The 12,972-nt window shown below is 61.2% G+C and carries 12 protein-coding genes; 4 read left to right on the top strand and 8 right to left on the bottom strand.

The window, feature by feature from the left end:
* Positions 1-18 precede the first annotated feature (18 nt).
* The 5 genes from rsxG to rsxA form a co-directional block, all read right to left on the bottom strand.
* Complete coding sequence (gene rsxG, locus E1958_RS08415) at positions 19-657, bottom strand: electron transport complex subunit RsxG (RefSeq protein ID WP_133511491.1); 639 nt, start codon at positions 655-657, stop codon at positions 19-21.
* On the bottom strand, positions 654-1,751 hold the full coding sequence (locus E1958_RS08410; protein ID WP_243725249.1) for an RnfABCDGE type electron transport complex subunit D: 1,098 nt from the start codon (positions 1,749-1,751) through the stop codon (positions 654-656). Before E1958_RS08410 ends, rsxG begins: the two co-directional genes overlap by 4 nt.
* 606 nt (positions 1,752-2,357) lie before the next feature.
* Positions 2,358-3,824 (bottom strand): electron transport complex subunit RsxC, encoded by a 1,467-nt coding sequence (gene rsxC / locus E1958_RS08405; RefSeq protein WP_133511490.1) that lies wholly within the window; start codon positions 3,822-3,824, stop codon positions 2,358-2,360.
* Between the two features lie 140 nt (positions 3,825-3,964).
* Complete coding sequence (locus tag E1958_RS08400; protein WP_133511489.1) at positions 3,965-4,495, bottom strand: RnfABCDGE type electron transport complex subunit B; 531 nt, start codon at positions 4,493-4,495, stop codon at positions 3,965-3,967.
* Between the two features lie 293 nt (positions 4,496-4,788).
* A complete protein-coding gene (rsxA, locus tag E1958_RS08395; RefSeq protein ID WP_133511488.1) occupies positions 4,789-5,370 on the bottom strand; it encodes an electron transport complex subunit RsxA in 582 nt (193 codons plus the stop codon).
* Between the two features lie 255 nt (positions 5,371-5,625).
* Between rsxA and E1958_RS08390 the strand changes: the two genes are divergently transcribed.
* The 4 genes from E1958_RS08390 (at position 5,626) to nifA (ending at position 10,464) form a co-directional block, all read left to right on the top strand.
* Positions 5,626-6,957: an AAA family ATPase gene (locus tag E1958_RS08390; protein WP_208108581.1), complete on the top strand. Its 1,332-nt coding sequence runs from the start codon at positions 5,626-5,628 to the stop codon at positions 6,955-6,957.
* Positions 6,954-7,415: a hypothetical protein gene (locus E1958_RS08385; protein WP_207787611.1), complete on the top strand. Its 462-nt coding sequence runs from the start codon at positions 6,954-6,956 to the stop codon at positions 7,413-7,415. Before E1958_RS08390 ends, E1958_RS08385 begins: the two co-directional genes overlap by 4 nt.
* A gap of 180 nt (positions 7,416-7,595) precedes the next feature.
* Positions 7,596-8,873: a nitrogen fixation negative regulator NifL gene (nifL, locus tag E1958_RS08380; RefSeq protein WP_243725248.1), complete on the top strand. Its 1,278-nt coding sequence runs from the start codon at positions 7,596-7,598 to the stop codon at positions 8,871-8,873.
* Positions 8,874-8,889: 16 nt separating this feature from the next.
* A complete protein-coding gene (gene nifA / locus E1958_RS08375) occupies positions 8,890-10,464 on the top strand; it encodes a nif-specific transcriptional activator NifA (protein WP_133511485.1) in 1,575 nt (524 codons plus the stop codon).
* Positions 10,465-10,870: 406 nt separating this feature from the next.
* Here the strand turns inward: nifA and E1958_RS08370 are convergent, their stop codons facing one another.
* The 3 genes from E1958_RS08370 to E1958_RS08360 form a co-directional block, all read right to left on the bottom strand.
* Positions 10,871-11,251 (bottom strand): clan AA aspartic protease, encoded by a 381-nt coding sequence (locus E1958_RS08370; protein WP_133511484.1) that lies wholly within the window; start codon positions 11,249-11,251, stop codon positions 10,871-10,873.
* Between the two features lie 608 nt (positions 11,252-11,859).
* The gene (locus E1958_RS08365; protein ID WP_089729597.1) at positions 11,860-12,192 is read right to left on the bottom strand and encodes a type II toxin-antitoxin system PemK/MazF family toxin; all 333 of its coding nucleotides are present in this window, start codon (positions 12,190-12,192) and stop codon (positions 11,860-11,862) included.
* Positions 12,193-12,453 carry an AbrB/MazE/SpoVT family DNA-binding domain-containing protein gene (locus tag E1958_RS08360; protein ID WP_089729595.1) on the bottom strand — a complete coding sequence of 87 codons (261 nt, stop codon included), beginning with the start codon at positions 12,451-12,453 and terminating at the stop codon, positions 12,193-12,195.
* Between the last annotated feature and the right edge of the window lie 519 nt (positions 12,454-12,972).

Here is a 12,972-nt window from a genome sequence, read left to right as displayed (position 1 = left end):
GGCATTGTCCCCCATCCCTCACTCATCATTCATAACTCCGCCGACCAACAGGGTATCTCGGTGATCGCGAAAGAATCGCAGGCCGTCCTTGACGGCGCCGACGACCGCCCGGGGGGTGATGGTGGCGCCGCTGAATTGATCGAAGTCGCCGCCGTCCTTTTTCACCGCCCACCGCTCTGCGGGCGGGTTGCCCAGGGAGCGACCGTTGAAGCCGAGGGTCCAGTCGTCCCGCTGCACCTCAATCTTGTCCCCCAACCCCGGGGTCTCGGCATGTGCCAATACCCTGACGCCCAGGATCTCGCCCTGGGTATCGAGTCCTAGGATCAGCTCGATGGGGCCGGCGTAGCCCGATCTGCTGACACGGAAGGCGACTCCCGTTACCAGGCGGCCACGTCGGGCACGATAGACGGTAACCTCCTCGCCCGTTGCTCGGGTGAGGGTCAGGGGATGGGCGAGGAGGTCGTTGTCGTGCATCCCGGCCGGGATCACCTGACCGAGCGAAGTCAACAGGTCCTCTGCCCGGCGTTGCTCGATGGCGTCTCTGGTGGCGAGGTTCCCGATGACCAGAAGCACGGCGGCGAGCATGGCGGCCACGCCCAACAGACCGGCCTGGTAGGCGAGCGGTTTGGGGGCGCTCGGTGCGGCGAGGGTGCTCATCGGACCCGCTCCGCGTCGTCGCCGGGTTCCAACGGGGCCCCCTTGCGATCACGCCCGTAGATGCGGGGCCGCACCCAGTGGTCGATCAGCGGCGTACAGGCGTTCATCAACATGACCGCGAAGGCCACGCCTTCCGGATAACCGGACCAGGTGCGGATGATGAAGACCAACAGGCCGCAGCCGGCACCGAAGAGGAGCTGTCCCCGGACCGATAGGGGCGAGGTCACCAGATCGGTGGCGATGAAGAAGGCCCCCAACAGGGTGGCCCCTGAAACCAGGTGCAGGACGGGATCGGCGAAGCGGCTGGGATCGAGCAGGTGCAGCAGGCCCGCCGGCAGGGCGATGGCGCCCAGCATGGCGACCGGGATGTGCCAGGTGATGACGCGCATGGCGAGCAGAAACAGGCCGCCCAGGAGGATCAGCAGCGCCGAGGTCTCACCCAGACTGCCGGGGACGGTGCCGATCGTCCCGCTCAAGGCGCTGTAGTCAGCCGGCAGGCCCTGGGGCAGGCTCAGGCCCTGCCCGAGCTCGTTGCGGATATGTCCTAGAACAGAGGCACTGGTGACGGCGTCGAACCGGGCCTGGGATTCCGCGGCGCCGAAGGTGATGTCCAGGCCCGCCGCGAAATCGGGGGCCGCGGCCGAAAGGAGCGGGGTAGGGGCAACGAAGGTCGTCATCTCCAACGGAAACGAGATCAGCAAGGCCACCCGTGCCACCATGGCGGGGTTGAATAGGTTCTGGCCGATCCCGCCGAAGATCTGTTTGGCGACCACGATGGCGATCAGGCTGCCCACCAGGCCGATCCACCAGGGCGCCCAGGGCGGCAGCGTCAGGGCCAGCAGCCAACCGCTCAGCAACGCGGAGCCGTCCGTCAAAAAAGGCCGTACCGGCTTACCGGCGATCCGCAGACAGACGGCCTCGGCAATGACGGCCGCCGCGATCGTGACCAGGAACAGAAAGATGGCGGGCCAGCCGAACTGCCAGAGGCCGAATAGGGTCGCCGGCACCAGGGCCAGCATGACCAGGCCCATGGTCCGGGAGACGCTCGCGCCAGCGTGGGCATAAGGCCCGGCGACTAGATAATGGTCGCTCACGCCGCCGACTCCTCGCCGGCCGGCTCCACCGCGGCCTGTGCCCTAGTACCTAGTTTTGACCGATGTTGCAAGTTCATAGTATCTGCTGGCTCACACGCTTGGCTCACATGCTCCAGTGTGTGGAGTAGGGGGTGTTGACAGTCCGAAGGTCCGCGCAGCGGACCCTACGCTGACCAGCTGATTATGTGTCGGGTCCGCGGTGCGGACGGCTGGAATGTTGCGGCCATCTAGCCTGTGAAAACCATTGGTTAGTGCAGATAACAACCGGAAAGCGAACCACGGATGAACACCGATCGACACGGATGGAGACCAATCCGTGTCGATCCGTGTCTATCCGTGGTTCGAGATAGCGAGGATTAGATCGTTTGTTAATTGCGAACACCCCCTAGCAATATCGATCGAAACTAGGTACTAGTCCAGTGATGCCGAAGTACCGATAACATGGGAATCATTTTTTCCGCCAATGAACGCCAATAAACGCAAATCGGTTGCAAAAGATCAGATTCTTCTTTTATCCGCAGATTGCGCAGATTATTTCGTTTTTCATCTGCGGAAATCTGTGTAATCTGCGGATAGATTGAAACCACCGGCTTATTTTTCCCATACTCAATCTGTATTAGTCGCTTGCGATTTCTGGGTGGCCGCCGCGCGCTTGCGTTGCGCCATGGCCTCCCGTTTGGCGCGCTGGATCGCCGCCATCCGTTGCGCGCGCTGTTCGGCCAGGCGTTTGGTCTCGATCCGTTTCTGCTTGATCCGCCCGCGGGCGGCCAGCTCTCCCTTGGCGTAGTTGAAATACTGCACCAAGGGGATATGGGACGGGCAAACATAGGCACAGGAGCCGCAGCCGATACAGTCCATCAACCCCAAGTCCGCGACCCTCTCCAGGTCGCCGGTCCGGGCGTGGGCGGCCATCTCCAGGGGCAGCAGGCCACAGGGGCAGGCCCGCACACAACCGGCGCAGCGGATGCACGGCATGGTCGCGCGTCGCCTCGACTCCTCCGCGGTTAGGGCCAACAGGCCGTTGCTGCCCTTGACCGCCGGTACCCGCGTGCTCGGGAGGGGCTGTCCCATCATAGGGCCACCGCTGATCAGCCGGGCGGGCTCGACCTCGAATCCGCCGCAGTGATCGACGAGATATTGCAGCGGCGCGCCCAGGGGGACCCGTAGATTGCCGGGTCGGCGGATGGCACCGCCGCTAACCGTCATGACGCGCGACACCAGCGGGCGGCCGTAACGCAGGGCCTCGTGCACCGCGAAGGCCGTGGCCGGGTTGTGGACCACGACGCCCACGTCGGCAGTCAGTCCGCGCGCCGGGGTTTCATGGCCGATCAGGGTCTGTACCAGGTGCTTCTCCGAGCCCATGGGGTAGCGAGTCGGCAGATGGACGACCCGAATCCGGTCGTCGAGTCGCGCCGCCTGCTCCATCGCCGCCTGCGCGTCCGGCTTGTTGTTCTCGATGCCGATCAGGATGCGGGTAACGCCCAGGGCGTGGGCCATGATCCGAACCCCGTCGACCACCGCCGCGGCCTGCTCGCGCATCAGGCGGTCATCACAGGTGAGATAGGGCTCGCACTCCGCGCCGTTGATAACCAGGGTATGCAGCCGGTAACGCTCCCGTAGGTTGAGCTTGACCGCGGAGGGGAAGGTGGCGCCGCCCATGCCGACGATACCAGCGGCGGAGACCCGGGCGGCGATCTCCGCCGGGGCGAGGGCAAAGGGATCGGCGATCCCCTCGATGGCGTTGGACCACCGGTCCTCGCCATCCGGCTGCAACGAGATGGTGCGCACATTGAGCCCCGAGGCATGGTGCGCCGGGAAGCTCCCGATTCCCACGATACGACCGGAAGTCGGCGCGTGTACGGGGGCGGATAGCTGACCCTGGTTGGGGGCCAGGAGCTGCCCCTTGGCGACCTGCTCACCCCGGCGCACCGCCGGCGTCGCGGGTGCGCCGATGTGCTGTTGCAGGGGGATGTGCAGCAGCGGGGGCAAGGGTAGGTCCGCAATCGGCTCCGCGGCGGAAAGCAGCTTGCGGTCTTCCGGATGCACGCCGCCGCGGATCTTGAATAGCCTCATCTGGCTCGGAACCTCGGGTTGCGAACAGGAGCCGTAGGGTGGGCTGTGCCCACCAATATTGGGCTGTGCCCACCGGGTAGGTGCCGCATCGGTGGGCACAGTCCACCCTACCTTGGGTTGAGTTGCGGATAAGGCTTCTTTCAGCCGGCCAATGCTGGTTGCGGCCAATACCAGGTCTGGAGAGTGGCCTCGATGGGGCGCATCTCGATGCCCTCGGTGGGGCAGACCTCGAAGCACTTTTGGCAGCCGATGCAGGCGTCTGCAAATACCGCATGGATCATCTTGGGGCCGCCGAGGATGGCATCGGTCGGACAGCGCTTGAAGCACCTGGTGCAGCCGACACACAGCTGCTCATAGATGTGGGCGATGGTGGGTGCTTGGTCCGCGACGGCCGACAGATCGGCACTGGCGCCCAACAGCTGCGCCAACTCCTCCGCCAGGGCGCGGTCTACCGCCGGGCACAGGGTCACGGGGGCCTGGCCGTCCACCATCGCTTGAGCAGCCGCGCCGCAGCCGGGGAAGCCGCATTGGCCGCACTGGGAGCCCGGCAGCAGGGCCTCCACCTGCTCGACCAGCGGGTTGCCTTCCACCTTCAGGTAGCGGGCGGCGAGCCCGAGGAGCCACCCGAGGGTTACGCCCAGAAGGGTAAGACTGGCAATTGCGACAAGCATGCTTGAGTCCTCTCTGATAGGGATGATCTCAACTACCGATGGATCAAGAACCATCGGTGATGCCGAACCGAGGTTAAAATTGAGCATAGGAAAATTATCCGATAGCTTTAATCTATCCGCAGATTACGCAGATTCCCGCAGATTAAAAACGAAACAATCTGCGTGATCTGCGGATAGAAGAGATAATCTGATCTTTGGTCACCGATTTGTGTTGATTCGCGTTCATTGGCGGAAAAAACGGTTCCCATGTTATTTGTACTTCGGCACTGCTGGGTTATTCTCGGCAGCCGGTATTAGCCCCCGGCGATACCGGCAAAACCCATGAAGGCAAGGGACAAGAGCCCGGCGGTCACCAAGGCGATCGGGGTGCCGGCAAAGGTAGCGGGGACCTGCATCAGGGCCAGGCGCTCGCGCATCCCAGCAAACATCACCATGACCAGCGTAAAGCCTAGCGCGGACCCGAACCCGTAGGCGAGGCTTGCCAAAAAGCTGGATTCCTCCCGGCTATTCAGCAGAGCGACTCCCAGCACGGCACAGTTGGTCGTAATCAGGGGGAGAAAGATCCCGAGCACCTGATACAGGGTCGGTGAGAGCCGGCGTACCATCATCTCGGTGAATTGGACTACCGCGGCAATGACCAGGATAAAGGTCAGGATGCGTAAATAACCCAGATCCAGCGGACCGAGCAGAAAATACTCCAGCAGCCAACCGGCTACCGCGGCCAGGGTCAGCACAAAGGTCGTAGCCAGACCCATACCCAGCGCGGAGTCCAGCTTATTGGATACCCCCATGAAGGGACACAGCCCTAGGAACCTGACCAGGACCACGTTGTTCACCAGCGCGGTACCCAAAACAATCATCACATAGTCGCCCATGTCGGCCCGATCCCAACCGCGTGCGGTGGCTTGCCATTGCTTGTCATTAGCTATAGCAAATTGGATGCCAGGGTTATGGAGGCGGGCGCCCTTGCTGTCCTGCGGCGCGGCGTAGACGCACCCCGAACGGTCATCACAACGACCGATCCTGTGGATTAGGTCCGCAGCTGCTCGTCTGGTGACCGAAGCCCTTCGTGTCTCGTTCCATCCAAGTTTTGTAGGAAACGCCACAGAAGGGGTATAAGGTAGGTTTTCGTGTCTACCCGCACCAACGTCATGATCAGCAGCATTTCTTTCAAGCAATTTAAGAGCTACCAGGACGCCAGGCTCCCGCTGGCCCCCCTATCGCTGCTAATTGGCGCCAATGCCTCGGGCAAGAGCAATGCGGTGGAAGGGATGCGCTTCCTGTCCTGGTTCGCGGAGGGACGCCGGCTGGACGATCTCACGCGCGCCGTGCAGGCGGGGGATCGACAAGTGCGAGGTACGGTCTGGGATTTGGTCTACCAGGCAGATGATGGCACCGACAAGCCCGATGACACCTTTGGATTCGATTGCGCCGTATCGTCTGGGGATAAGTTTCAGATTCGCCTGCAAGTGACTAGGGAAGGTATGCGCGTGATTTCCGAGTCCATGAAAGAACTTGATGAACGTGTCCCATTGTATGAGGTCGTTTCTCCGGGCACACAGTCCTACCCTGTGGTGTGGGTGCGCTACAACAATTTCGCCCGTGGTGGGAAAAAGCCCCAAATCTCTTGCAGTGACCAACAGGGGATTTTCACTCAGTTAGACACCCCGGCTCGATTCAGCACCAAGAAGGCACAAGAGCGGATTCCACAAGTAGTCCGTAGGTTTCGCCGATCCCTTGAGCGGATTCTGTTTCTCGACCCAAGTCCGCGTGCGATGAGGCAGTACAGCTTCATCGTCGAGAAGCGCCTCGAAGGCGATGGATCGAATCTATCGAGTGTGTTGTACGACCTGTGCGAAGCAAGAGGCCAAAAAGGGCAGGTCCTCGACTTTATTCGGTCGTTGCCGGAGCAGGATATCCGCGACATCGGTTTTCTGGAGACGCCGCGTCAGGAGGTGATGCTTACCCTCACCGAATCCTTTGCGGATCGGGCAAAGATATGGGACGCCGGAATTCTATCCGATGGAACCCTGCGCATACTCGCTGTGGCCGCCGCGCTCTTGTCCGCCCCCGAGGGGTCCCTAGTCATCGTCGAGGAGGTCGATAACGGTGTGCATCCGAGTCGGGTCGGAACCCTGTTAGAGAAGATCCGGAACCTTGCCCGTGAGCGCAAGGTGCGTGTGTTGGTGACCACGCACAATCCGGCCTTGTTGGATACCCTGCCTGCCGAAGCCATCCCGGATGTGGTGTGCTGTTATCGTGACCCGGACGTGGGAGACAGTAGGCTGGTCCGGCTCGAAGACCTGGAGGCCTACCCGGAGTTGATCGCCGAAGGCCCCCTCGGTCAGCTTATGACCACAGGTATTCTCGATCGCTATCTGAAAGATCGCACCAGCGCGGAACAGCGGCGTGCCCAAGCCATGGAGTGGATCAAGACGCTCAGGGGAGGGGAGACGGCTTGACCATCTGCATCCTGGACACTTCGGTCTTCTGCAACCTCCTCGATGTGCCCGCCTTCAACCAAGACAGGGAAGACACACTGTCCAAGCTGGAGGACTATCTGGAGGAGGGGTATACGCTGCTATTACCCCTTGCGGCCATCTACGAAACAGGCAACCACATCGCCCATGTTGCGAATGGTAGGGCGCGTCGTGAGGCTGCTAAGCGGTTTGTTGGTGAGGTCGCGCAGGCCATTGCAGGCCAAGTTCCGTGGAGGCCCACACCGTTTCCCGACAGGAGACTGTTAACGGCTTGGCTCGCGGAGTTCCCGGATTGCGCGATGCGTAAAGTCGGGCTCGCGGACCTTTCGATTATCAGGGAGTTTGAGCGCCAGTGCAAGCTTCACAGGATGCGGCGGGTGTTGGTCTGGTCCTACGACTATCACCTTCAGGGCTACGACCGCAAGGTCGGGTCGGGCTGAATAATTCAGGATTGCTATTCGCTCCCAGGGGCTTTGTCGCGAACGCGACAAGGTAACCGGAAGCCTCCCGGTCGATGTCCCGCGAGCAGGTGCGGGTCCGCGTGCCGGTTCGAATCACAGGGGCGACGAAGCGGAACGGATCTTGCAGCTTTCTCTACAGGTGCACCAGGAGGACCGCGCGTGGCCACTCGAAGCCTTTCCGATCGCAGCCTATCCGATCACGGCCTATCCAGCGCCGCAGATGCCGTGGGCCGGTTTTTGGCGGACCCGCCGGCCGGGACCCCGCACGAGGTCATCGAGCGTTTGCAGGCGACGGCCGGCGACCCGGCCGCGTCCTTACCGCCGAGAATCTGCTTCGAGACAGTGCTCGAGGCGGTGCCGGTGCTCGTGGTGTCCCTCGACGAATCCGGCCAGGTGTGTCTCGATAACCACGAGTACCGGCAACTGCTGGATGCTCTGCACGGACAGGAGCCCATCGCGGTCCTGCGTCAGGCACTCCGGGAGCAAGCGGGCTTCGATCCCCTGGAGGCACTGCGAGCGGGGCGCAGCTTCAAGGACGTGGAGGTCAACCTCGAGCTCCCCGGCGGTGGCCCCCGCTGGTTTGCCTGCTCCGGTACCCTGACCGGCGAGACGGACGCAGGTGTGCACGGCGATTTCAGTCGCCACCGGAGCGGCGGACGGCACCTGCTCCTGCTTGCCAACGACATTACTATCCGGCGCCGCGAGGTCGAGCGGGCACACCTCGAGAACCTGCGCGCACGTCTGGCGGAGCAACAGATGATGGACGGGATGCGGGAGGCGCTGTCGGCGGCCTGCTACCAGATGCAGGGCCCGCTGAATGTCATCCAGGCCGCGATCGGCATGCTGGAGCGGGGCAAGGGCGAGCCGGCGACCCTCGCCGCCATGCTGGCCCAGATCAGCGCCTCCGGGCACCGGGCCAAGGCGACCTTGCAGGCGGCCTTGCCCGAGGAGCCCAAGGAGGCCGGGACCCCGGTCAATGTCAATGAGCTGTTGCGTCAAGTGCTGGAGATCGAGACGGATCGCCTGCTGGCCACCGGCATCGTCGTGGAATGGCAGCCGACCCCGGTATTGCCCCGGCTCACAGGACACCAGAATCAGCTCAGATCCCTGTTTAAGCACCTGATCGACAACGCCATTTTGGCGCTGAACGAGACCGGCAAGACACACCGGGTGCTGCGTCTGATGACCCGGGCGCTCGCCACCGGCGTGGAGGTGACGATTCAAGACAATGGTCCGGGCATCGCGCAAGACCTGCGCCTGCGGGTATTCGAGCCCTTCTTCATCGGTTGGCGTAACCGCCGTGGCCGCGCGGGGGTGGGACTTACCTTGGCCCAGGAGATCGTCAATCAGCACGGCGGCTGCATCGAAATCGACTCGGGGCTCGCCGCGGGTTGCCGGGTCCGGCTTTCCCTGACCGCGGTCCCGGTGGACGAATAAGTCCCCGCAGCCGGCTATGACGGCAAAAAATGACAGGCGCGGCGGCGAGGTCGGGCATCGCCAGGAGCTGTTCGAGGCCCAGCTCGCCACCTTGTTCGAGGTGAGCTCGGTGCTGAGCCGTTCACTCGATCTGAGTCAAACGCTGCGGGCGGTGCTGGAGGTCCTACATCGACGGGGGCGCATGCGTAAGGGCATGGTCAGCCTGGTGGACCAGGATACCGGCGAGCTGATGGTCAGTGCCCTCCACGCGGGAGATGCCGCCCCCTTCGCGGCGGTCCGCTACCAGTCAGGCGAGGGAGTGATTGGAAGTATTCTCGAACGCAATCGGCCCTGGATCGTCTCCCGGGTCGCCGACGAGCCTCGTTTCCTCAACAAGCTCGGCGTCTACGATCCGCAGCTGCCCTTCATCGGGGTACCGATCCGCATCGGTACGGAGGGAGCCGTGGGCGTCTTCGCAGCGCAGCCGCCCGCGGTGGATGATCTGCTGCCGCAACATGCCCGGTTTTTGGAGATGGTTGCCAACCTGATCGGTCAGGCGGTGCGTCTGTCTCACATGGTCGATGCGGAGCGCCGGGTATTGCAGGATGAGCGTGACACACTACGGCGGCAGGTGCGGGGGGAGCATGGGTTCGCCGGTATTATCGGCCACTCCCAAGGCATGCAGCTGGTCTTCGACCAGGTGCGGCAGGTGGCCAAATGGAATACCACGGTTCTCATCCGCGGCGACTCGGGTACCGGCAAGGAGCTGATCGCCAACGCCATCCACTACAACTCCCCGCGGGCGCGCAACGCCTTCGTCAAGCTCAACTGCGCCGCCTTACCGGACAATCTGTTGGAGTCCGAGCTGTTCGGACACGAAAAGGGGGCCTTCACCGGCGCGAGTACCCAACGCAAGGGGCGCTTCGAACAGGCCGCCGGCGGCACCCTGTTCCTCGACGAGATCGGTGAGATCAGCCGGGTCTTTCAGGTCAAGCTGCTGCGCGTGCTCCAGGAAGGCGAATTCGAGCGGGTCGGCGGTACCCGCACCCTGAAGGTCGATGTTCGCATCATCGCCGCCACCAATCGGGACCTGGAGTCCGGGGTCAAGGCCGGAGAGTTCCGGGAGGATCTGTACTACCGGCTCAATGTCATGCCCATCTATATGCCCGCCTTGCGGGAGCGCAGCGAAGACGTGCCGGAGCTGGCGCGCTTTCTGATCGCCAAGATCGGTAAGGCGCAAGGTCGGGGGCTCAGAATCACCGACAGCGCCCTGCGGGTCCTGATCCGCCACGACTGGCCGGGCAATGTGCGGGAGCTGGAGAACTGTCTGGAACGCTCTGCGGTTATGAGCGAACAGGGCGTGATCGACCGGGAGGTGATCAGTCTGGCCGGACTCGACACAGGCGTGGCGGATCATGACCAGGCGCCGCCCGCCGCCCCCGCCCCGACGGTCGATCCGGACGACTCGAACCTCGACGAGCGCGAACGGGTCATCGTCGCCTTGGAAGCGGCCGGCTGGGTCCAAGCCAAGGCCGCCCGGCTACTCGGCATGACCCCGCGGCAGATCGCCTATCGCATCCGGACCTTGAATATCAAAGTGCGGCAGTTCTAAGAAGCGGCACGTAAATCATTCCGGCCATCGGTGGCCAAGCGTTGAGCGCCTTGTTAACTTCGATATTTTGCATACCTACTCCTTAGAGGCTGTCTAAAAATTAAGATACTGATTTTAGGGAATAAAATCTGCAAATTTCACGCTCGTTCCCACGCTCCAGCGTGGGAACGGCAGCTTGTCCGCTCCAGCGGACGCGGCTCTTCTGTGCTGATCGGCGTTGGCGGTTAGCCTACCGAGGCGCTTAATCGACGCTGGAGCGTCGGGATCTGCTCCCACGCTGGAGCGTGGGGAGCCAGCCGAAAATCAATGCCAGTAGAAAATCAATAGGTTAGTTTTTAGACAGCCTCTTAGGCACTTTTTCGCTGCGACTTGATATCGGCGATTATGTCTTTCGCGGATAGGCAAGTCATTTAACAAGTGCATGAGGAAAATTCGGGCTTTCTGGATTAACCACTAGTTTTCCATGGCTTGGAGATATAATCAAATCCATATCCTCCATTGGAACAGCACCCAACAGTACCTCATCTCCCATAACTAATGCACCTACGAAACAATTACGATTTTCAAAAATAACCTCTATGGGGCCAACATAAGATACCTTGTGACGACTCCCATCAGCAGTTGTCACTTCACGTTTTCTATTTTCTTCCAGCTCCAATTGGAGAGCCACATGCTCAGGTATACAAAGCATCAGCGCCCCTGTATCGACCATTGCCTTTGTTACCAAAGACTTTAATTGTGGAAGCCGTGGGTTTTTCAACTCAATTTCCGCATGAACGTATCCCATAAGATTTCCCCTAATTCGTTACCAACTATGAAGCCCGGTTCAGCCGACGCCATGCGTGACCGGGGCCACCTTCGTTGAAGACTGCACGGAACTTGAATAGACGCGCCGGCTGAACTACACAATGCCCAAATGACCTTTCCCGCAGGCTACTACCTCCTCTGCTTGCACCGCATCGCCAACACTCACAACTTCTGGCGGCTGGAACGACAGCGGAGCAATGGTCCGGTGGAGCGCCTCGTTATGGATTCCGGACTGCTTTGGAGTGCGCCGGCAAAGCGGCGCGACCGCATCGAACCTCAGCCACGGGGGATACCAGCGGCGTTGGCCGGGAATCCGGGCCCTTCGGTTCCACCCGCGCCGCGGCGACGGCGCTTTCCTCTGGCCACAACACCTTGGCCGGGAACGGATACCTCGCCACATCCAAAGCGGCGGCAGGATGGTGCCACTTGGCCGATCCCCGGCTTATGCCTCGCGCTGTCGGTTCCGGTAAGCAGCGGGGTGAAGTTGCCGCCGCACTCCAAAACGTCCAGTGGAACCCTTCTATGATCGTTGGCAGTCCGGAATCCATAAAGAGCCTTCTCACTTTCATCGCAGTGGCGATTATCGAGTCAGGAGACAAGAGACCTTACTTTCGCCATTACATCTTGTAACACGGTATTCGCGGCGACATCGATCTTCCGTACCCCGCGGGCGCGGTAGTCGATCATCTTGATCTGGTGACAAAGGACAACTCCGGTGGTCCTACTACCTTGGAGCGGAACCTCAAAGGCGTGACCCCGGACACGGCTCGTAATCGGCGCTACGAGCGCAAGTCCAACCTTCTTGTTAAAGGTCCGTGGCGTAAGGACCAGGGCGGGGCGCTTCATTGCCTGCTCATGCCCGCGCGCCGGATCGAAATCCGTGAATAGGATTTCTCCTCGGTCCGGCACGTAACTAGGCATTTACAAAGGGTCCTCACGGCCTATCGGGGGTGCGTCGAGCCATTCTCGATCATCGTCCTCGAGCGCAAACTGGTCAGCGGTCGATGCTTCGAGCAAAGACTCGAGCCCGTACTCCGGTGTTTGGATGGGTTCGATGACAATACAATTATCTTTCAAGTGCATATCTACCAGGCTATCTACGGATAGTCCCAAAGCCCGAATCAATTGCGCGGGGAGCCGAATAGCTGCGCTATTGCCCCATCGCTTGATCTCTGCGTTCATAAGTGTATCTCCTCAAGTATCTACATGACTGAGTTTGAAGTAATTTCATAAGGATTGTCAACTAGTACCTTATTGCAATCGATATTGCGTGTGTAGGGAACGGCCTCCGTGCCGTTCCGCAAGCTGCTCGGAACGCCACGGAGGGCGTTCCCTACAGCAAAATCATGCGAAATGGGGTACTAGGGGGCGTTCTCAATTGAGCCAACTCATCACGAAAATCAGGCCCATAGGTCGGGTCAGGCTAGGGATGGCTGCCACCCGACGGAGGTGGCTGGCATACGGCGGATGGCGCAAGCTTATCCGCCCTACGCGAGCTCGTAACGGGTTGTTATCCTTAGATAATTTGTTAATTAAGAACGCCCCCTAGGCGAGCGTCTCCGGCATCAGGCACCAGGTGTCCTGTCCGTCTTCCGACACCGGAGCCACCCGCCGCTTGTTGCAAACCCGACAAGTGAGGCCCTACGCGCGGCTCAATGCCTTGAAAATCAATCCGGAATGCGCGCGTTTCGGATTAGGCAT

Source organism: Candidatus Thiosymbion oneisti (assembly GCF_004359955.1).
GTDB lineage: Bacteria > Pseudomonadota > Gammaproteobacteria > Chromatiales > Chromatiaceae > Thiosymbion > Thiosymbion oneisti.
This window is presented reverse-complemented; position numbering and strand designations above follow the sequence as displayed.

What these genes read in the sequence shown, in the direction of transcription:
- rsxG (WP_133511491.1), bottom strand. Translation starts at nt 657, where the DNA reads ATGAGCACCCTCGCCGCACCGAGCGCCCCCAAACCGCTCGCCTACCAG.
- rsxC (WP_133511490.1), bottom strand. Translation starts at nt 3,824, where the DNA reads ATGAGGCTATTCAAGATCCGCGGCGGCGTGCATCCGGAAGACCGCAAG.
- E1958_RS08400 (WP_133511489.1), bottom strand. Translation starts at nt 4,495, where the DNA reads ATGCTTGTCGCAATTGCCAGTCTTACCCTTCTGGGCGTAACCCTCGGG.
- rsxA (WP_133511488.1), bottom strand. Translation starts at nt 5,370, where the DNA reads ATGGGCGACTATGTGATGATTGTTTTGGGTACCGCGCTGGTGAACAAC.
- nifA (WP_133511485.1), top strand. Translation starts at nt 8,890, where the DNA reads ATGACGGCAAAAAATGACAGGCGCGGCGGCGAGGTCGGGCATCGCCAG.
- E1958_RS08370 (WP_133511484.1), bottom strand. Translation starts at nt 11,251, where the DNA reads ATGGGATACGTTCATGCGGAAATTGAGTTGAAAAACCCACGGCTTCCA.
- E1958_RS08365 (WP_089729597.1), bottom strand. Translation starts at nt 12,192, where the DNA reads ATGCCTAGTTACGTGCCGGACCGAGGAGAAATCCTATTCACGGATTTC.
- E1958_RS08360 (WP_089729595.1), bottom strand. Translation starts at nt 12,453, where the DNA reads ATGAACGCAGAGATCAAGCGATGGGGCAATAGCGCAGCTATTCGGCTC.